16 protein-coding genes are annotated in these 18,314 nt (G+C 43.0%); 11 read left to right on the top strand and 5 right to left on the bottom strand.

Going from position 1 to position 18,314, the window contains the following annotated elements:
- Window positions 1-183 precede the first annotated feature (183 nt).
- The 5 genes from K2Y18_06510 (at window position 184) to K2Y18_06490 (ending at window position 6,753) form a co-directional block, all read left to right on the top strand.
- A complete protein-coding gene (locus tag K2Y18_06510) occupies window positions 184-1,275 on the top strand; it encodes an efflux RND transporter periplasmic adaptor subunit (protein MBX9805387.1) in 1,092 nt (363 codons plus the stop codon).
- Window positions 1,272-4,385, top strand: a complete 3,114-nt coding sequence (locus tag K2Y18_06505; protein ID MBX9805386.1) for an efflux RND transporter permease subunit — start codon at window positions 1,272-1,274, stop codon at window positions 4,383-4,385. Before K2Y18_06510 ends, K2Y18_06505 begins: the two co-directional genes overlap by 4 nt.
- Before the next feature lie 247 nt (window positions 4,386-4,632).
- Window positions 4,633-5,334, top strand: a complete 702-nt coding sequence (locus K2Y18_06500) for an outer membrane beta-barrel protein (GenBank protein ID MBX9805385.1) — start codon at window positions 4,633-4,635, stop codon at window positions 5,332-5,334.
- Between the two features lie 29 nt (window positions 5,335-5,363).
- Window positions 5,364-6,011: a hypothetical protein gene (locus K2Y18_06495; protein ID MBX9805384.1), complete on the top strand. Its 648-nt coding sequence runs from the start codon at window positions 5,364-5,366 to the stop codon at window positions 6,009-6,011.
- A 184-nt stretch (window positions 6,012-6,195) separates the two neighbouring features.
- Window positions 6,196-6,753, top strand: a complete 558-nt coding sequence (locus K2Y18_06490) for an SMI1/KNR4 family protein (GenBank protein MBX9805383.1) — start codon at window positions 6,196-6,198, stop codon at window positions 6,751-6,753.
- 2 nt (window positions 6,754-6,755) lie between these two features.
- On the opposite strand, the gene K2Y18_06485 is transcribed toward K2Y18_06490, so the two are convergent.
- Window positions 6,756-7,931: a hypothetical protein gene (locus K2Y18_06485; GenBank protein ID MBX9805382.1), complete on the bottom strand. Its 1,176-nt coding sequence runs from the start codon at window positions 7,929-7,931 to the stop codon at window positions 6,756-6,758.
- Between the two features lie 340 nt (window positions 7,932-8,271).
- Entirely contained in the window at window positions 8,272-8,739 is a 468-nt protein-coding gene (gene secB, locus K2Y18_06480) for a protein-export chaperone SecB (protein ID MBX9805381.1), read from the bottom strand.
- Window positions 8,740-8,959: 220 nt separating this feature from the next.
- Between secB and K2Y18_06475 the strand changes: the two genes are divergently transcribed.
- Genes K2Y18_06475 through K2Y18_06465 form a run of 3 tightly spaced genes read left to right on the top strand, consistent with a single transcriptional unit; the run spans window position 8,960 to window position 11,256 of the window.
- Window positions 8,960-9,634 carry a Tim44/TimA family putative adaptor protein gene (locus K2Y18_06475; GenBank protein MBX9805380.1) on the top strand — a complete coding sequence of 225 codons (675 nt, stop codon included), beginning with the start codon at window positions 8,960-8,962 and terminating at the stop codon, window positions 9,632-9,634.
- 3 nt (window positions 9,635-9,637) lie between these two features.
- The gene (locus K2Y18_06470) at window positions 9,638-10,729 is read left to right on the top strand and encodes an MltA domain-containing protein (GenBank protein MBX9805379.1); all 1,092 of its coding nucleotides are present in this window, start codon (window positions 9,638-9,640) and stop codon (window positions 10,727-10,729) included.
- Window positions 10,726-11,256 carry a Smr/MutS family protein gene (locus K2Y18_06465; protein MBX9805378.1) on the top strand — a complete coding sequence of 177 codons (531 nt, stop codon included), beginning with the start codon at window positions 10,726-10,728 and terminating at the stop codon, window positions 11,254-11,256. Before K2Y18_06470 ends, K2Y18_06465 begins: the two co-directional genes overlap by 4 nt.
- A 15-nt stretch (window positions 11,257-11,271) precedes the next feature.
- On the opposite strand, the gene K2Y18_06460 is transcribed toward K2Y18_06465, so the two are convergent.
- Window positions 11,272-14,589, bottom strand: coding sequence for a tetratricopeptide repeat protein (locus K2Y18_06460; protein ID MBX9805377.1), 3,318 nt, complete (start codon window positions 14,587-14,589; stop codon window positions 11,272-11,274).
- Between the two features lie 490 nt (window positions 14,590-15,079).
- On the opposite strand from K2Y18_06460, the gene K2Y18_06455 reads away from it, so the two are divergent.
- Window positions 15,080-15,262, top strand: coding sequence for a hypothetical protein (locus K2Y18_06455; protein MBX9805376.1), 183 nt, complete (start codon window positions 15,080-15,082; stop codon window positions 15,260-15,262).
- Between the two features lie 106 nt (window positions 15,263-15,368).
- On the opposite strand, the gene K2Y18_06450 is transcribed toward K2Y18_06455, so the two are convergent.
- Entirely contained in the window at window positions 15,369-16,709 is a 1,341-nt protein-coding gene (locus tag K2Y18_06450; protein MBX9805375.1) for an MFS transporter, read from the bottom strand.
- Between the two features lie 251 nt (window positions 16,710-16,960).
- On the opposite strand from K2Y18_06450, the gene K2Y18_06445 reads away from it, so the two are divergent.
- Together K2Y18_06445 and K2Y18_06440 are read left to right on the top strand one after the other, a co-directional pair.
- Complete coding sequence (locus tag K2Y18_06445) at window positions 16,961-17,629, top strand: LON peptidase substrate-binding domain-containing protein (protein MBX9805374.1); 669 nt, start codon at window positions 16,961-16,963, stop codon at window positions 17,627-17,629.
- 12 nt (window positions 17,630-17,641) lie between these two features.
- Window positions 17,642-17,857, top strand: coding sequence for a Trm112 family protein (locus tag K2Y18_06440; GenBank protein ID MBX9805373.1), 216 nt, complete (start codon window positions 17,642-17,644; stop codon window positions 17,855-17,857).
- Here the strand turns inward: K2Y18_06440 and K2Y18_06435 are convergent.
- Window positions 17,854-18,309, bottom strand: coding sequence for a hypothetical protein (locus K2Y18_06435; protein ID MBX9805372.1), 456 nt, complete (start codon window positions 18,307-18,309; stop codon window positions 17,854-17,856). The genes K2Y18_06440 and K2Y18_06435 overlap by 4 nt on opposite strands.
- Window positions 18,310-18,314: the final 5 nt, after the last annotated feature.

Raw genomic sequence — 18,314 nt, 5'->3', positions numbered from 1 at the left:
TGACAAACATCAGTTCCCTGATTTATTCTTTTCATTACTGGCTGTTCTCCCTTGACCATCCTTACTGCTCCATTTTAAGATAAACTATTCTAAAAGAGTGAGTCTTTGAGAGCTTCTCGTGTTGAGAAGCTTGTCAGTAAACCAATCTCAAATGTACTTAGTAGAATAGTAAGGTAGTCTCTCGTGAAATTGATCCAAATTCGTCAGTATATAACCCGCAATCCCTTGTCGATTATTATTGGGGTTTTTGTGGTGTTATTCATAGGACGCGCAAACTTATTTCATGCCGAACCAGCCCCGATTGTTACACCCATCCCAAAAGTCAAGGTGAAGGAGATGAAGGCGACACCCTTGGTGACAAGTATCCAGTTGAATGGACATACCCTTGCAGATCGCACTGTCACCCTAAAAGCCAAAACGGGCGGGCGTATACTATCGCTCCTTGTCAAGAAGGGGCAAAAGGTTGATACAGGACAAGACATTATTCTGATTGATGCAGAAGATCGTCCCGCACGCTTAGCAGAAGCAAAGGCAAAACTGGAGCAACGATCCCTTGAATTTAAAGCTGACACGAAATTGGAGGAAAGGGCCTTCAAGGCGCAAAATGCTCTCGCGGCAAGTAAAGCCGACTATGAGGCTGCAAAAAGTTTACTGGTCGCCATTGAACAGGAAATTCAAGATACTCATATAAAGGCCCCCTTCAAGAGTATTTTGGAAGATACATTTGTCGAACTGGGAGATGTGGTCAATGTCGGGGATAAGGTCGCAACAATCATTGATCTGGATCCCTTGAAGGTTATTTGTAACATCTCTGAAAAAGATATTTCTCGCATTCACCTTAATGGAGAAGCTGAAATCATCCTCCCCGCCCTTGACAATCATAAGCTGTTGGGGCGGGTGACATATATTGCGAAGGATGCTGAACCGAAGACGCGTACCTATCGTGTTGAAATACAGACAGATAATCCCGACATGGACATACCGGCGGGCCTGACTGCGCGCATTAATTTTCCGACGAAAAGTACGAATGGCTATTTAATTTCACCATCGACCATAAGCTTAAGGGATAATGGTACGATCGGTGTGAAAGCTATTGCGGACGGGAAAGTTGTATTTCATCCCATTGAAATTATTGAATCCAAACCAGAAGGTCTCCTCGTTGCAGGCTTGCCCGATAGCATTACACTGATTACAACAGGCGGCGATTTTGTTGTTGAGGGCCAATCAGTGCATACATCTCTTGAGCCTTCTGAACCACCGGTAAAATCCACATGAATGGGTTAATTGCAGCTGCTTTATCTCGCACCCGCACGGTCTTATCTATTTTGGCCCTATTCATCATATGGGGGTCGATTGCCTATTGGAAAATTCCCAAGGAATCAACCCCTGATGTCAAAATACCCATCATTTATGTTTCCTTGATTCATGAGGGGATCTCTCCTCAAGATTCCCAAAGACTCTTACTTCGCCCGCTTGAGCAAGAACTTCATAATATTGAAGGCGTGAAAGAGATGCGCTCCACAGCTTTTGAGGGTGGGGGCAACATTGTTTTAGAATTTACCGCAGGATTTAATTCAGATCGCGCGCGCTCTGATGTGCGAGATCGGGTAGATCTTGCTAAACCAAAACTCCCTTTAGAAACAAAAGAACCCATTATTACAGAGATTAATCTCAGTCTATTTCCTGTCCTCGTTGTCAAGCTTTCCGGTCAAATTCCGCACCGCACGCTCTACCACATGGCGCGAGAACTGCGAGATGAAATTGAAGGAAGTCTGTCCAGCGTTCGAAAAGCGGAAATTATGGGAGACCAGAAGGACGTTGTCGAGATCCTCATTGACCCCACAAAGGTGGAAGGGTATGGGCTGGCTTTTGATGAAGTTATCATGAATTTTTCCATGAACAATCAGTTAATTCCAGCGGGAAATATTGAAATGAAGACGGGGCGCTTTGCCATCAAGGTGCCCGGTGTATTGGAAAGTATTCAAGATATTCAAAGACTTCCCGTAGCAACATTTCAAGACGCTGTGATTGAGTTGAAAGAGATTGCCGAGGTGCGACGTACTTTTAAAGACCTTGAAAGTATTGTTCGAGATCAAGGAAAGGCCGCTGTATCTCTGGAAATTTCGAAGCGAACCGGGGAAAACCTCATTCAGACGATTGAGGATGTGAAAGCAATCGTTGATGCACAAAAGAAGAAATGGCCGGAGCATGTGATCGTCGCTTATCAAAACGATCAATCCCACCATATCCGGGATATGTTAAATGATCTCCAAAACAACCTCATCCTCGCCATTATTTTGGTTATGGGAATTATCGTGATGAGTCTTGGATGGAGGTCTTCTCTTTTGGTCGGTGTGGCCGTTCCCGGCTCCTTCTTAATGGGCATCATGATTATTTCACTGATGGGCTTAACCGTTAACATTGTGGTTCTGTTTAGCTTGATTTTTGCGGTCGGCATGTTGGTGGATGGTGCCATTATTGTGGTTGAATATGCGGATCTCAAAATAGAGGAAGGCGTGCCACCGGGTCCTGCGTATCTTCATGCTGCACAACGGATGGCGTGGCCTGTTATAACTTCAATTATTACGATTATTGTCGTCTTTATGCCCTTGTTGTTTTGGCCAGGGGTGCCCGGGCAATTTATGAAGTTTATGCCCATCACCTTAATTGCGGTTTTGAGTGCCTCGATTTTGATGGCCTTGATCTTTATTCCAGCGATTGGTCAGCTGTTGAAGCCACCGCCAGGGCACATCCCTCTAAAGAAGGTCTCCAATGAACCCATAGAACTTAAAGGTCTGATGGCCCAGTACTTAAGAGTTTTGAAGTTCGCCTTAGATCATCCCAAGCGCATTATTTTGGGGGCGATTGTCATTTTGATATTGGCTAAGACGGCCTATTCCCATTTTGGTCGAGGTGTGGAGTTTTTTCCAAATGTGGAACCGGAAATTGCTGCCATTCAGATTCAAGGGCGGGGTAATTTATCCATAACAGATAAGGACGACTTGGTTCGTCTTGTTGAAGCCAAAATCTTGCCTATGAAAGAATTGAAGTCCGTTTACACACGTACGGGCACTTTCACGGGAAGTGGCGCGGACCTTCCAGAAGACGTGATCGGCACCATCACGGTTGAGTTTATTGATTGGCGCAAGCGCCGCCCTGCGGATATCATATTAGATGAGATTGATAAAAATACAAAAGACATCCCCGGCATTCACGTTGCTGTTCAAAAGGAAAAGAGTGGACCGCCTGCTCAAAAGCCGATCAATATTGAATTGTGTGCGCCAGAGGCTTCTCTCTTAAAGCCTGCTCTTCTCATTTTGAAAAAGCACCTGAAGGGTATGGCCGGTGTTACAAGTATATCCGATAACCTCCCCATCCCAGGTATTGAGTGGCAGTTGACCATTGACCGGGGCCAGGCAGCTAAATTTGATGCCAATGTCCGACAAGTGGGCAATGCCATCAAGTTGGTCACCAACGGGGTGACCGTTGCCACGTTCCGACCGGAAGATGCGCGAGATGAGGTTGATATCGTTGTGAGATATACGCCCCCCTTCAGGGTGTTGGATCAGTTGGATACCTTAAAGATACAAACCAAAGAAGGCCTGATGCCTATCAGCAACTTTGTGACCAGAAAGCCGGAGCCCAAGATTAGTAAGATTGATCGGGTCGATGGGCATGAGGTGTTAACATTAAATGCGGATGTTGTGCCCGGTGCCCTTGTTGCGGATCAAATTACAGAAATACGCGCTGCGCTTCCCAAGCTGAATCTCGATCCCGGGGTTAACGTCAAATTTAAAGGGGAAGAAAAGGACCGACAAGAGTCTATGATCTTTTTAATGCAAGCGTTCATGGTCGCGATTTTTATGATCGCCATAATATTAGTCACGCAATTTAATAGTTTCTTCAGTACAGGCCTTGTCTTGAGTGCGGTTGTCCTGTCAAGTGTCGGTATCTTTGTGGGGTTGCTTGTGCACAATTTGGCATTTGGAATTGTCATGGGCGGCATCGGCGTCATTGCACTCGCGGGGATTATTGTCTCTAACAACATCCTTTTGATCGATACTTATGATCTCATGATTGCGCAGATTAAAAAGCCAACCCTGGCTCAATATCGCGAAGTCATCATCCATACCTGTCTACAGCGTGTGCGCCCCGTGATCTTAACTAAATTGGCGACAATTCTTGGTTTGTTGCCGATTATGTTGGGGATTAATATTGACTTTATCAACTTCGAAATTACGGTTGGGGCGCCCTCGACCCAATGGTGGCACCTCTTATCTGTGTGTATCGTTTATGGTGTTTTGTTTGCTTCCAGTCTCACGCTTCTTGTGACACCATCTGCGCTCATGTTACGGGCGATGCGAAGGTGCAAAGAGGAGAAGTAAAGGTGTTGGGGCACCTGTTCATTTGAACCCTTCTTTATCAAAGTCTTGCTGCACTTGTAAATGAGGCCATTAGTAAATAAAGTATTAATAAAATTGTGTTAAAACTATCACAACTCTTTTTAAAATTTTTCCAACAATCTATTAAATCATTCTAAATATATAAACAACCTGGCTAGACTTTTAGAGTGTGAAGAGAGTTATGCGCTCTCTCAGAGTATAAATTGGAAACAAATTAAGGAGTAAGCAAATGAAGAAGCAAGTACTAAAATCACTAGCAATTGTTGCTTTGGCAACGACAGCATCAGTCGCAAATGTACGCAACCATGGTCCATATATTGGTTTTGGTGCTGGTACAGTTGTGGGTGAATATACAAAAGTAGAATTATCTGACAATGTAACACCAATAAATTATAAGTTTGCTATGACCAAGTTTAATGCTGCATTAGATCTCATCTTAGGTTATGCGATTAAAGTAAATTCTTGGCATCTTGGATTAGAGGCTGATTATTTGTTTGGAAATATTAATGACTCAGCATCTTTTCCAACAGCAAATGCTAACAATGCGTTAGCAAAAGTGACTTCCAATGGCGCATGGGGTCTTGGTTTAAGAGTAGGTTACCATTGTGAACGTGTAATGGGCTTCATTCGCTTGGGTATGGAAAATCGCCGCTTTAAGTCAACTGCATCAGCCTTTGGTCCGGTTGGGTTGCCAGCTGATACTGCAAGAAATACTCTTAGTTTTTCAACCAATAAGACTGCTTTTGCGCCAGGCGTTGGTGTTCAGACTAATCTGACAAAAAATATTACAGGAACTCTAGAGTATAGAGTTGCTTTATACGGTAAAGTTTCAAGGACTCTTGCTAACCCAGACGCAAACAATGTGACGACAGTATTTCGTTTCAAACCACGTGTTAGCACAGTCTTAGCTTCTTTTAGGTACCATTTTTAAAGGTTAAACATTTAACAAGGAGTTAGAAAATGAGTAAATTAGTAAAAATGGGATCGCTGTGCACGTTATTTGTGGCATCCTTTATGACCTTGTGTGGTGAAGGAAATGCTTCTGATGCAAGATTCAAAATAATCTATAATCAGAGCTGTGGTCCGAATGCCAACAAAGCATTGTTAAATGTTGAGCATGCAACAAGATGTTTGAGTGCTTTACAAGAGTTTACGGCTACAAAGAACCCGGGAATTGAAAACCAAATATTTCAAACGTCAAATGCACTCATTGAAAAGTTTGGGTGGCGGGATCTTGGGAGGCCAGCATGGGTTGAAGCCATCTATGATAAGTTCCAAGATACTTTAGTGGTTGGCGTTATCCATTTCTTAGAAAAGCAACATCAAGCTGGAAAAGAAATTGAGTTAAGTGGAGGAAAAGCCATAAAAAAGCCTCTGGTGCATGATTTGGAGCCAGACGTCAAGGAATTTGGTGACAAAGTATGGCGCGAACTCACACCGGCAAATAGAAAGAAACTTGAAGAAAAAGTCAAAGAATTCCATATGCAAGACGAATTCAAGGAAGTCCCTAATGCACTTGCAGCTTATTTTCGAGGGGAAGCAGCTCGTAGAGCTGGACTTGAAGCACAAATGAAGGCTGACATGCCAAAGTTAGTAGAAGTAAAATAGTTAGTGTCTTTCGGTCTTAATAAAAGCACCTTCTTCGGAAGGTGCTTTTTTTCTGTTCGCAGACAGCTTTTCTCTTAATGATGAAAAATCAATAAATTCATGCAATAAAAAATTGAGTAGATTAAAAATCATTTTTTATGATAGTTTGTGAAAAATATTACCTTTAATTTACGGAATTTTTAATATGAACTGTTTTAAAATATTTCTATTTACATGCTTTTTCCTTGCTCCGATAGCGACCGTCAACGGGGCAGAACAATTCAGGGGTGAAGAGGTGTGGGAAAAACTATCCCTCAAGGTAACACAAGCTCAGCAGCAGCTTAAAGAGTTAGGAGTGAAGGAACAGCTTAATCCAGTGCAAATGGATAAATTCCAAAGGCGCCAAGAAGTAGATCAGGCGTTTTTAGAGATTGAAAGAAGAATCTTCACGAAAGAGAGCCAACTTGTCTTGCCGGAAGCCCTTAAAGAACTGCACAGGCGGCAAAGCAACTTGGACACCAGTTTCGGCTTCATTATTTTGTCACCCTTAAGGGATATTCTTTATAGTGGGATTAGGCGTGGTCAGGAAAAGGGGATTCCAAGTCCCTGGGTTGTTTTTGCGCATCTGACGGCGAGTGAGTTCTTCTGCATCAATTATGCAAGTGGTGAGGTTGCTCGGTATACGGTTGTGCCTAAAGTGAAAATCCATGATAGATATAGTGATCTTTATGAATGGCTCGCAAAAATTGTCCTGAAGAACTAATCTTAGTTTATTGTATAGTGTGTTTTCACAATATGTTGGTTGAACAGTTCGCGGTATTCTCCAAAATAGGAGCGATCCATTTTAGTTCTTGGCTTTTTATAGAATGATCTGCCGAGGTGAAGTTGACGGTATTGTTGATGAATCCACGCAGGAATTAAAATAATCTTCAAAGGGCCTTCATAAGCGAGCAGTGTTGGCTCATCAATTTTGATCTTATGAGATTTATCAAAGCGAGTGACATGGTGCCATTCCATAGAATCATTGTCGCTTCCAACAGGACAACCACCATGCATCATATTTATATAATTGGGATGTTGGTTTAAAGGATTGACCCTATTGAAATCAACGGTTTTTAATAAATAATAAATTTCATATCCATCAATCTGGTGTCGACTCATATGAGGCGCAACAAATTTCGAGAAGGCATCTGCTATATCTGGCCACTTCATCTTCTTATCTGAGCCCAATGTGATACGTTCCTTTTTGAAGTCAATATATTTAAAAAAACCAAGCCATGGTTGGAGAGCCGTTTGATTTTCTTCTTCCAAATGGACAATTGAAATGCCTCTTGCAGCCTCAGCGGCTTCAAATTCAGCCATTTGCTTTTCTTTACGAGCACGTCGTTCTTCCGGACTTTCAACCATCTCTGCTTTGATAAAGGCCGTTGCGGGAAGAGAGACGATATGTGACCCTTTACGGGCTTCGAGGGTCTCTGTTCGGGAGAGCACCAAAGGAGCCACAGGACTATAGAAAACTTGGTGTGATGGCTGGAAACGGTCAGTGTCTTGGATTTTATTTGGATGGCGTCGTTTAACCTGAGCAATCCCCTCTCTTAATTCAGGGGTGGAAACGCCTGCCTCTTTACATGTATTTAATTTTCGGGGAGTGAGAACATCAAGATTTACCTCTTCAGCGGTGAGTAGTTTTGTTTTTTTCTTTGTTGGCTGTCTAAACTCCTCAGCATCATGAAAGAGGGCAGCATTGAATACACATAGCTTAGAAGCGCGTTTTGGGGTGAAAGCGGGTTGGCTTTCGTTTTCTTTATTTGTATTTTGAAAGCGGGGTTTGGGAAGAAATGATCCATCGTCTTCCATTCCAAAGCTGCTTGGTGTGAGGGTAGACAAGGAAAATAGAGCTGCTGAAACACTGATAATCGCATTTCTAAAATTTTTAAACATAAAAAACTCTCAAAGTTAAATTCTAATTTTCTAAGAAGATAATAATTAAGTAGTTAGAAGTACGGGAAAAATCAAGTAAATACTTTAGAAATTTTTCTCATTCTAGAAAATAAAAATAAAGTATTTTTATTAAAGTAAAGTGAAATTATGTTAAAAATCTATTTAATGGGTGAAATGTTATATTAGAAAAGGGTCTGCTGACCTGTACCAGTGGATAAGAAGAAGGTATATCTTGAATTTTCTTGTGAAGGAGGGAGTCGTCAAAGTCTTGCGTGTAGCGGCAGGCAAGAAACCTGAGGTGCTTCGCGCAAGGCTTTGACGTAACTGAAAAGCGAATAGTCTACTTGTCTTCTTTGTTTCCCTTAGGATCTTTACCATTAGCAGCTTCTTGGTTCTTTTGCTGCTCATAAAGAGCTGCAAAATCAACTGGAGCCAACATCAAAGGCGGAAAGCCACCATCCCTTGTGACATCTGCCAGGATATTGCGGGCAAATGGGAACAGGAGGCGTGGGGATTCTATCATTAAGAGAGGGCCAGCATCACTTTCCTCAACGTTATCCCCTAACGTTATGATACCTGCATAACTGAGTTCCGTTACAAAAAGGGGAGCCTTATCGCGTGTTGCATCGATGCGAATGTCCAAAATGACTTCAAAATTACGACCCCCTAAATTTTCTGCTTTGGCTTGAATGCCAACAGAGATATTTGGTTGTGCGTTGTTTTCATTTGTAAATGATGCAATAGGTGTCGGATTTTCGAATGATAAATCCTTAATATATTGCGCGTGGATCGTGATGGGTAGGGTCATTGCAGGACCCGTTGATTCTGTGCCCGGCTCTTTTGTTTCAGTAGACATTTCTTGTTTCCTCCTTATATAAAATTATATTATCTTCAAGTTGTAGCAATTTGAACCCAACTTCGTCTACACTAGAATAACAGGAGATAGGTTACGAAAACCTTGACGATAGATAAAATTGTTCTGAATATGGCCGCAACAAAAGGCCTCTTAAGGAGTAGTGACAATACGTATGATGGAAATACTTTTTTTTGCGGCATTAACAGGCTATATGATTTTTCGACTGTGGACCGTTCTTGGGAAACGCGATGGGTTTGAGGCGCCTCCAACCTCTCAACAGGATACTAAAGCTTCTGATAATGTAATTCCTTTGCCGGTCAGGCCTTCTATGAGATCCGTCAAAAGCGTCTCAATGTCTGAAGAAGCTGATACTCCTATAGATCTTAAGCCTTCGATACAAGAAGGTCTTAAGAAGATTCAAGCCGTTGATCCTGCGTTTCAGTTAGATCATTTTTTGAATGGCGCTGTGACGGCATTCGAGATGATTGTAGAGGCATTTGCGAAGGGTGATAAGAGCTCCTTGAAACCCTTGTTAAGTCCTGGGGTATTCAAATCATTTGTAAGTGCCCTTCAAGATCGCGAAGAAGCTGGGCAAACCGTTGAGACAAAGATTGTTGATTTGAAAGATCCAGAAGTTGTTGATATCGAGATCAAGGGCAAGCAAGAACAAATCACCTTAAAGTTTGTCAGTGAACAGATTGTTGTGACAAAAGATGCGGAAGGCAAAATCCAAGATAATCCTGCTCACTTAACCTTAACAATGAATGATATTTGGACCTTTAGCCGACCGATTGGCTCTGAAAATCCCAACTGGGTCCTTATTGCGACGCGCATTGAAGGCAATTAGGTCATGAGGCTTCCTTTACGCTTTTGTTTTATTGCCCTGACTGCGATATCTCTTCTCTTAGCTGGATGCCAAACCCAACCCATGCGGCCATCCTCTCTAGATTTAATACCCGTGACATACCAAGAACTACCCGGATGGAAGACCGATAAAGCCTTAAAGGCCTTGCCTGCATTGAAACGATCTTGCACGACCTTGTTAAAGAAAGATTCGTCTACTCCCATGATTACGCGAGGCGACAAAATGGGAACTGCCGGCGATTGGCGTCCATTTTGTTCAGCGATTCTGGACAATTCACCCACGACAGAGTCAGATTTAAGGCAAGTCATTCAGCGCCACTTGAGGCCTTACCAAGCTTCTGGTTCTAGTGGCGCGACGGGTTTGTTTACAGGATATGACGAGCCAGAGCTTCGCGGATCAAAGCGTCGTCATGGGCGGTACCAAACCCCCCTGTACCGCCTTCCTGGAGCTAAAATTCGTTATAAAGGGATGCCTCGCAATCGCATTGTAAAAGGCGGTTTGAAGGGACGGGGGCTTGAGCTGGTGTGGGTTGATGATCCCATCGCCGCTTTCTTCCTCCAGATTCAAGGCTCTGGGCGCGTGCGTGTGGACGATGGTAGCGTGATGCGTTTGGGTTATGCCGGGACGAATGGATGTGGTTACCATCCGATTGGAAAAACATTGATTGATCGGGGAGCCTTGTCTTCGGATGATGTCTCAAGGCAGTCCATCGTTGCTTGGTTAAAAGCGCATCCTTCCCAAGCAGAATCTGTCATGTCTACCAACAGGTCTTACGTGTTTTTCCGAATTCGGCATGGGGAAGGGCCCATCGGAAGTCAAGGGGTTGCCTTGACCCCTCAGAGAAGTCTTGCAGTTGATCGGGAATACATTTCCTTAGGAACCCCCCTTTGGATTGATTTAGAACATCCAGATGCCGGCGCGCCGCGTCTTCAATCCTTGGTTGTTGCTCAAGATACAGGGGGTGCCATTAAAGGGGGCGTGCGAGGTGATCTCTTTTGGGGATGTGGGGCTGATGCTGCTGATTATGCTGGGCGCATGAAGTCACGAGGGGAATTTTATTTGCTGTTGCCTAAATGACCCGGAAGAGAAGGGATCTCACGCCAGATGAGCAAACATTGTGGGAAATCGTCTCTAAAAAAGTTAAACCCCTGTCGCCTGGAAAAAAGCCTGTAACGCCTCCCCCTTCTAAACCCTATCGGACTCTTCGAAAGAAGGCCCCTATGGTGCTTCCACCAGAGCTTCCTCACATATCTCAGTCGACATCCTCCCACCGGATTCAAAGGATTCGTAACGTCGACATTGAAGCGCGCCTCGATTTGCATGGTTTTTCACGGGAAAAGGCCCGTGAAGCTCTTGCTCGGTTTTTAGTATCGAGCCAAGAGAGGGGCTGTCACTGGGTTTTAGTGATTACCGGGAAAGGTCGACCTCAACTGGATCAGGATGGGTCTTCTCAAACACGTCCCTATAAAAGCTTGAGAGACCTTGTCCCCCAGTGGCTTGAGGAACCGCATTTTCGAGCTGTCGTGTCCGTTTATACAACGGCTAAACCACAAGATGGGGGCGGAGGCGCTCTTTATGTCCGGTTGAAGAAAGTATCCCGATGACACCTAAGGGCTTTCCTATGCAACCTGAGCCATCGGCATACTATTCAGTTTTACTTTAATTCTTAATGTATGAGGGGAATCTTCTTGGAAATACTCTTTTGTCATTGCCAAGGCTTGATTAAAATAATTTAGTGCTTGGATATTGTAGGACTGAGCATGCTTGAAGTCCCCCTCTGCCGTTGCTATCTTGCCTTTTTTCAAATACAAATCACCTAAACTTTCGAGTGATTTATAAGCTTCAGGAGATTTCTTGAGCTGGAAGACGAGCAAGGCTTTGTTGAGCAGTTCTTCTGCGGTTTCAACGTCGCCCTCAAGGCAATAGGTTTCCCCCAACAATTTTAAGACACGAGCGGTATCGTTGTGGTTTTTACCATATTCCTTCTCATAAATATGCAAGCTTTCTTCAAATAGACTCCGTGCTTTTTGATAATCTCCAAGTTCATTATAGACTGCACCCAAAATCGCGAGACGGGAGGCTACATAAATGTGGCTGTCCGAAAAATTGCTTCTGGTGATTGTAAGGCTTTGTTCTGCAAGAGTTCGTGCTTTCTGAAAGTCCCCCAATCCTCGGTAAACATTGCTTAAATATCCCAAAACCCATCCAACACCGACATAGTCTTCAGCTTGCTTTTTATAAATCAAGAGGCTTTTTTCAAGTAACAAATTCGCCTTTTTATAGTCCCCCAAAATGGCGTAGATGTTTCCTAAATGCGCCTGAATCCAGGCATGGCCAATTTGATTTTGTGCATTTTTCTCATGAATTTCTAGGCTCTGCTCTAACAGAAGCTTGGCGCGTTTGTAGTCGCCTAAATCTCGATAAACGACTCCCAAATAACCTAGGGCTCTCGTGCTTTTTACATGGTTTGGTGTTTTTTCATAAATAATAAGGCTTTGTTCCAGAAAAGTTTTGGCCTTTTCATAATCGCCTTGGGCTCTATAAAAACTCCCCAGATATGCTAAAATCCGGGCAATCTTATCCTGATTATTGATTTCATGCGGATTTAAACTTGCCAAACTTGTTTCAAGATGTTGCTTCGCTTGAAGATTGTAGCGCAAATAGTAATATATGCAACCCAAGGCACCCCCAATTGAACCCTCCATTTTTGAATTGAGTAATGGATCGCGGTTAAGAAAGGCTTCGCAATGGGGAACAAGGAGTTTCATACGTGAAAAATCTTCGTTTTCAATTGTTTCAACCATATAAGACTCGAGAGACAATGCGATGTCATTTATAAGGGGGCTCTTATTTGACAGGGCTAATGCCTTTGTTAGATAGGTGAGAAGAATTTCCTGCGTTGCTCTGTGAAAAGAGACCGTAGAAATTGAATTTACAGAAGTCTCGGAGGTTATCAAGGAATACTTCTTTAAATTATAGATAAAGTTGTCAACAACAATGTCACTTTTATAACTCGAAAGGAGGGGTCGTGGGATATTTTGATAATCGAGGAGGCTAATCAATGTTAAAAGATCGGCAAAATCTCGATGGGTCTCAATGAGTTGCTTCAAAGATAGAGAGACGATGCTATATCGTGTCTTTGTATAGCCGCTTGCTTCCTTGACGACATCTTCTTGGATCGTTTCAAAATCCGTACTATCTTCCTTTAATTTCTCGAGATACTTAGCATAAGGCGTGTTGGTTGATTTCAAATAATAAGCTGCAATTGATACATCTAACGGAAAGGGTGGAACATCATTCAAGAAAGTTCTGGCTTGTTCTGCTTGGGAAGGAGTGAAGGTGTGACTTGTTTCATTTCCCATGATGTTCATAAAAAGATTCAGTTTTTCATTTGGAGATAACTCCCCTATGTAAACGAAATTATTGATCAAACTATTATTTTTCGTATTGCTGTCAGTTGTGGTAATAATGACCTTTCCTTCTCCCCATGCCTTTGAGTCACAAGGAAAATACTGCTGGATGCTTGTGAACTTGTTGACGTTGTCATAAATGAGAAACCAGTTTGAATATTGTTTTAATTTTTCTTTGACAAGGAGAAGAATTTTCTCATCCCGCTCAATTTTATTTTTGATACCTTGTAGCCCCATTAATCTTTTACGCTCCTCTTCAGATTTGCAAAGAGCATACGCTAGGTGTTCGAAAGAATCTTTGATGCTTTCTCTGGTTTCTGCGTTAATTTCCCAAACGATATTGGCGTTTTGCTTCAAGGCATATTGTCGGGCGATGGTTGTTTTTCCTGCCCCTCCAATCCCAACAATTGCAACCGTTTGAATTCCTTGTTTCTCTTTCAAACCCTCTGCAATCTTCGTGATCACGTTTGGACGTTTGAGGAATATATTGTCGGTAGGAACAAGCAGATCAGAACGGATTGAAGACGATGTTTTCGAGTCCGTCCTATTGAACCAGCTGCCTTTACTAATGTTATGGAATGAAAGGCCAAGATATACCGTGCCCACAAGAGTAGACGCAACAAACAAGAGCTTTGCTATTCTTCTTTTAGGAGTGGGTATTTGCTGTGTCGTTTTCTCTAAGAGGGTACCATGGTCGAAAATATCTTGCTGCAAAACTTCGTTAGTTAATTCCTGGTCTTTTTGAAATGAGGACATAATTGGATCGATATTTATATCCGGGAGCATTCTCTTGATGAGCTTAAAAAAGGTGCAGAAATAGTCTTCATGTTCCTCAAAACAGACTGAGTTTGTTTCATAAAACACATTTGGCAGGCTGAGTTGCTTCATTCCCCATGTTAAGAAGGTAAAAGTCCCGGAATTTAGGTTAAGCGTTTCTATTGATTTTGTTTGGTTCTTGGAATTATTTTGATAGGCTTCTAAAAATTTTTGAGGGACGAGATAAAGGATGTGATCATTTGGCTCGAGAATATTTTGGGAGCTAACATCTCCTATAGGCTTCTCATCCTTGTTTTCAATTAAGACTGTACTGATGCCGCAAAGACCAAGATGACCTTTAAGAGCGTTCAGAAAAGTCCTTTCCTCATGGGTCGTATCATTAAATACGATGGTGCTTGTAAAATTCTTGTTTTTAGTAAGGCGAAAGACTTCTTGCAGTCTTTTGGTGAAGTTAAGTTGGACTAACAGAGCTTGGTAGTGTTTTTTAATACGAAGGGTGTGCCCGTGCTTGCTCACAAAATCTATAATGCCTTCTCTGGAGTTCGTATCCATTTTTCGCATGATATTTGCGGTATGCGTTTCAACAGTTCGGTTAGAAATGGATAGAAGGGAGGCAATTTTGCTGGAGCCCCTTGTATGAAAGATAAAGGTAATAATGTCCATCTCTCGATGGGTGAACTTTATGCCACTTATTGTGGTTAAGCTTTCATCGTAAAGATTCAGAGGAGCGCTAAGTTCCTTATGTTCCATTATGGTTCCTTACAATTTCCAGAGTATTAAATTTACTCTTATTCGTTATTAATTTTATGAACTCGCCCCTTCAAATGAAGAGAAGAGTCTGCTACATACTACGCCGAATTCATTTGCTTTTATATATTTTTCAATGGGGTTGACGTCCTCACAAAATGCCGAGATGAAAGAACATTGTCCCAGAGCGCTAAATTCCACATATATTATCTAAAATTCTATACGTAATATGTACCTAAGTAGACTACTTACGCCTTCTTTCCGGATAAAAAAGTTTAGAATACTTCCTTACGGTGATTTTAAAAGGAGCGGTTAGGGCATTGGCCTTATAAGATCTGGTGATTTGGTTTTAGACAATTTTTCGTGGGCAGCGAAAAATCGAAGAGCCTTTAAAGGCGAATCACTGGGCCTCAGGGGTTTCAATGCCCGCTCTTAGTTTTCTCTTACACAATGGGGAGATCTTTTGAAGTGTCATGATAGAAGGAGAAAGAAAATGGATAATATTAGGACGATACTATTTTTTGTCATATTAGTTTTGGCTCAATATTCCCTAGGCGTAGAAGGGGATACCCATGATTGTAAAAGTTGCCAAGGGACTGTTGGTTCGTTTGTTCATGGGAGCACGGGGAACTGGTTGAAAGCAGAAGTTCTCCATAGAGACTGGGCAAAGGCGTAATAAATGGTTGCCCCTAAATTGGAAAGAGTGAGGGCGTTGTTTATACTTGGAGACCACGTAGGATAAACCATAATATTTGGCCAGCAAACTTTCTACTGCATTAATATTAATAAGAAGTTGGGTCAGTTCCTGTAAGAGCTGGCCTATTTTTTCCACTCTCATTAACCGCATGATTACCTATCCGATTAGGGATCGTTTCCATTATCCCCCCTTTCAAACCCCAGGTTGCCAACGCTGACAGGCCAGCAATTACAGATAACATGCCAGGAACGACCCAAGGGGCTGCATAATTATCAAGAAGAGCAGTGTAAGCCATGGGAAGCGTTGCCATCAGTGCCCAGGTGAGATTATAACACACCGCAATCCCTGTGTAGCGCACTTCTGTGGGAAAGAGTCGAAGGATAATGGGGAAAAGACTCGGGGCACAAAGCGCGATGAAGAGTTGTTGAATGATGAGAAACGCAATCAATAAAGGCACTGACTTGAGGGAAAGTAATGAAAAAATAGGCAGGGAAAGGGCTATATATAAGCTACAAGTCAGCCGCAAGAGTGTCTCTTTTTGACGAAACAAGTCTGCCACGATGCCCGCGATCGGAAGCATCAAGATCACAAAAACAAGGCTGACCGTCGTTGCGAAATAAACATCCTTTGATTCATACCCATAGAACTTTGGAATGAAATAAGGGAAATAGAGATTGGTGATGATCAGGGCAGCCATACAGGCAGTTAATGCTGCGCCTCTGAGGAGAGAAAGTTTGTGTTCTTGAAACAAGGCTATCAAGGGTTCCCTCGTATTGAGATTACTTTTTAGGGCTTGAAAGGCGGGCGTTTCTTGAATTGTATTTCTGGCAATCAGAAGGAGGAGGCCCAAGATCCCGCCACCCATAAAGGGAAGACGCCATCCCCAAGCGATAATTTCTTCGCGGCTCAAGGTTGCTGCGAGAAGATAGAGGACACCGCTGGCCAAGAGCGCTCCAAGACTGGTGCTTGCCACTACGAGGCTCGTTTTTCTCCCTCGACGATGTTCTGTTGAGAATTCAGCCACAATGGTCATAGCCCCTGGTAATTCACCCCCAAAAGAAAGGCCCTGAATAATACGAAACAATATGAGGAGAAATACCGCAATATGTCCGGAAGTTTCGTAACTGGGAAGACAAGAGATGAATAGGGTGCTTGCGGCCATGAGGGAAGTTGATAGCAAGAAAGCAGGCTTTCTCCCCCAACGATCGCCGATTACGCCTATAACAGTGCCTCCTAAGGGCCGGGCGAAATAGCCTACAGCAAAGACCAAAAAGGATTGCAATACGGCAGCGGCTTGATTGTGAGGGGGAAAGAAGACAACGCTCAAATAAGTTGCCATCATGCCGTACACCACGAAATCATAATACTCTAAGGTAGACCCCAAGCTTGCAAGAAGGGTGACATGAGAATTGGAATTTTTAGGCATAGATTTATCCTTATAAAATCAAGTTGTTAGAAATGATTTAGTCGTTGAAGTTATGTATGTTTGGAAAGAAGATACTGAATCATGATTTGATACCCCTTAAACAATATCCATTTATAAGCAGGAGAGGGAAATTTCACCTTGACCATAATCACAGGGCCGCAACTTGTCAAGAGCAAGAGTTTTCCTAGATTTGGCCTCGTATCATTCATAAACCACTTGAAATTTATGGGAAAAAAGTGCACATAATTACTATGATGACTCAAAAAAATATGACTCAAAGTCCATCCTTTCCTGACGTATTACCCTTGCTGCCCATGCGCGGGGTCATCTTGATGCCTCGTACATTGTTGCCTGTGCCCATCTTTGATGTCACCCAAGCAGCGATGCTTGCCGCCTGTGTTCAGGCTGAGAAAAAGCATATCGGATTGGTTCAACCAAATTCGACGTTGATTGAGGGCCAAGTTCTGGCACCGCTATTTTCTACGGGGTGTTTGGGGGAAATTGTGGAATTCGGCAAGACGGAGGAAAACAACCTCGTCGTTCTTCTGAAGGGCCTTTGTCGCTTCGACATTGTTGAGGAATTAGCCCCAGATAATGGGTGCCGCACAGCACGAGTGACTTATGATTCCTACCCAGGAGATTCAGCTCAGAAGTTGGATTTTTCCATTGATCGGGTTCGACTTTTACGCAGCCTAAAATCGTACCTAGCTTCAAATGATATGAATGCGGATTGGGATACTTTGGAGAAAGCATCCAACGATCAATTGCTCAATGTCCTTTCTATCGCCTGTCCGTTTGCTGTTCGCGAAAAACAGGCCCTGCTTGAAACCAGGAACCCAGAAGAGCAATCCCGCGTCATGACGGCCCTCATGGAAATGGCTGTTCTTGATCAGAACAAGAAAAATCAAACGTGTCACTAAAGGAAAATAATAATGACGGAAGTTGATCCTAGCCTTTTAAAAATACTGGTTTGTCCTGTAACGAAAGGGCCTTTGGAGTATGATAGAGGCGCGCAAGAGCTCGTCAGTCGTTCCGCCGGTCTTGCGTATCCGATTCGCAATGGTATTCCGATTATGTTGGAAGATGAGGCACGCCCTCTTGAGGACGCGCCCAAAACTTCAAGGAAGCCAACGCAACCTAAATCTTAAGAAGCTTTAGCGGCGGGTTGCTCTACTTTGGCAGGTTCACTCGCCATTTTCTCGGCTTTCTTATTTGCCTTTCTTTCGTCCTTCAATGCTTTTTCTTTTGCTTTGAGGGCTTTTCTTTCGTCCTTCAATGCTTGCTTCTTTGCTTTGTGTTCCGCTTTTTGAGCTTGGCGGTAGGCCTTATACGCATGCTTCAAGGCTTTCTTCTTTTCCTTGTATTCCTTTTTTGTAATGCTCTTATTTTTCTTTTGAGCTTTCAACTCAGCTTTTTGTTTCTGATAGTCTTCACGACTGGTGACCTTAACCTCAGCAGAAGGGGTAGCGGTGGTTTGTGGGCTGACAGCTGCGGGTGCTGACGTTTCCATCTTTGGGCTTGCAGCCGGTTCCGAAGCGCCAGCCATAGGAAAGGCTAGTAGGGCTGTTGAAAAAATAACTGCATTTGATATCTTAATCATGGTCG

The organism is Alphaproteobacteria bacterium, assembly GCA_019746225.1.
Taxonomy (GTDB): Bacteria; Pseudomonadota; Alphaproteobacteria; order Paracaedibacterales; family VGCI01; genus VGCI01.
Note: the sequence above shows the minus strand (reverse complement) of the source record. Positions and strands in the feature narration are given on the sequence as shown.

What these genes read in the sequence shown, in the direction of transcription:
- K2Y18_06450 (MBX9805375.1), bottom strand. Translation starts at nt 16,709, where the DNA reads ATGCCTAAAAATTCCAATTCTCATGTCACCCTTCTTGCAAGCTTGGGG.
- K2Y18_06475 (MBX9805380.1), top strand. Translation starts at nt 8,960, where the DNA reads ATGATGGAAATACTTTTTTTTGCGGCATTAACAGGCTATATGATTTTT.
- K2Y18_06490 (MBX9805383.1), top strand. Translation starts at nt 6,196, where the DNA reads ATGAACTGTTTTAAAATATTTCTATTTACATGCTTTTTCCTTGCTCCG.
- K2Y18_06500 (MBX9805385.1), top strand. Translation starts at nt 4,633, where the DNA reads ATGAAGAAGCAAGTACTAAAATCACTAGCAATTGTTGCTTTGGCAACG.
- K2Y18_06435 (MBX9805372.1), bottom strand. Translation starts at nt 18,309, where the DNA reads ATGATTAAGATATCAAATGCAGTTATTTTTTCAACAGCCCTACTAGCC.
- K2Y18_06455 (MBX9805376.1), top strand. Translation starts at nt 15,080, where the DNA reads ATGGATAATATTAGGACGATACTATTTTTTGTCATATTAGTTTTGGCT.
- K2Y18_06460 (MBX9805377.1), bottom strand. Translation starts at nt 14,589, where the DNA reads ATGGAACATAAGGAACTTAGCGCTCCTCTGAATCTTTACGATGAAAGC.
- K2Y18_06485 (MBX9805382.1), bottom strand. Translation starts at nt 7,931, where the DNA reads ATGTTTAAAAATTTTAGAAATGCGATTATCAGTGTTTCAGCAGCTCTA.
- secB (MBX9805381.1), bottom strand. Translation starts at nt 8,739, where the DNA reads ATGACCCTACCCATCACGATCCACGCGCAATATATTAAGGATTTATCA.
- K2Y18_06465 (MBX9805378.1), top strand. Translation starts at nt 10,726, where the DNA reads ATGACCCGGAAGAGAAGGGATCTCACGCCAGATGAGCAAACATTGTGG.
- K2Y18_06495 (MBX9805384.1), top strand. Translation starts at nt 5,364, where the DNA reads ATGAGTAAATTAGTAAAAATGGGATCGCTGTGCACGTTATTTGTGGCA.
- K2Y18_06505 (MBX9805386.1), top strand. Translation starts at nt 1,272, where the DNA reads ATGAATGGGTTAATTGCAGCTGCTTTATCTCGCACCCGCACGGTCTTA.
- K2Y18_06445 (MBX9805374.1), top strand. Translation starts at nt 16,961, where the DNA reads ATGATGACTCAAAAAAATATGACTCAAAGTCCATCCTTTCCTGACGTA.
- K2Y18_06440 (MBX9805373.1), top strand. Translation starts at nt 17,642, where the DNA reads ATGACGGAAGTTGATCCTAGCCTTTTAAAAATACTGGTTTGTCCTGTA.
- K2Y18_06470 (MBX9805379.1), top strand. Translation starts at nt 9,638, where the DNA reads ATGAGGCTTCCTTTACGCTTTTGTTTTATTGCCCTGACTGCGATATCT.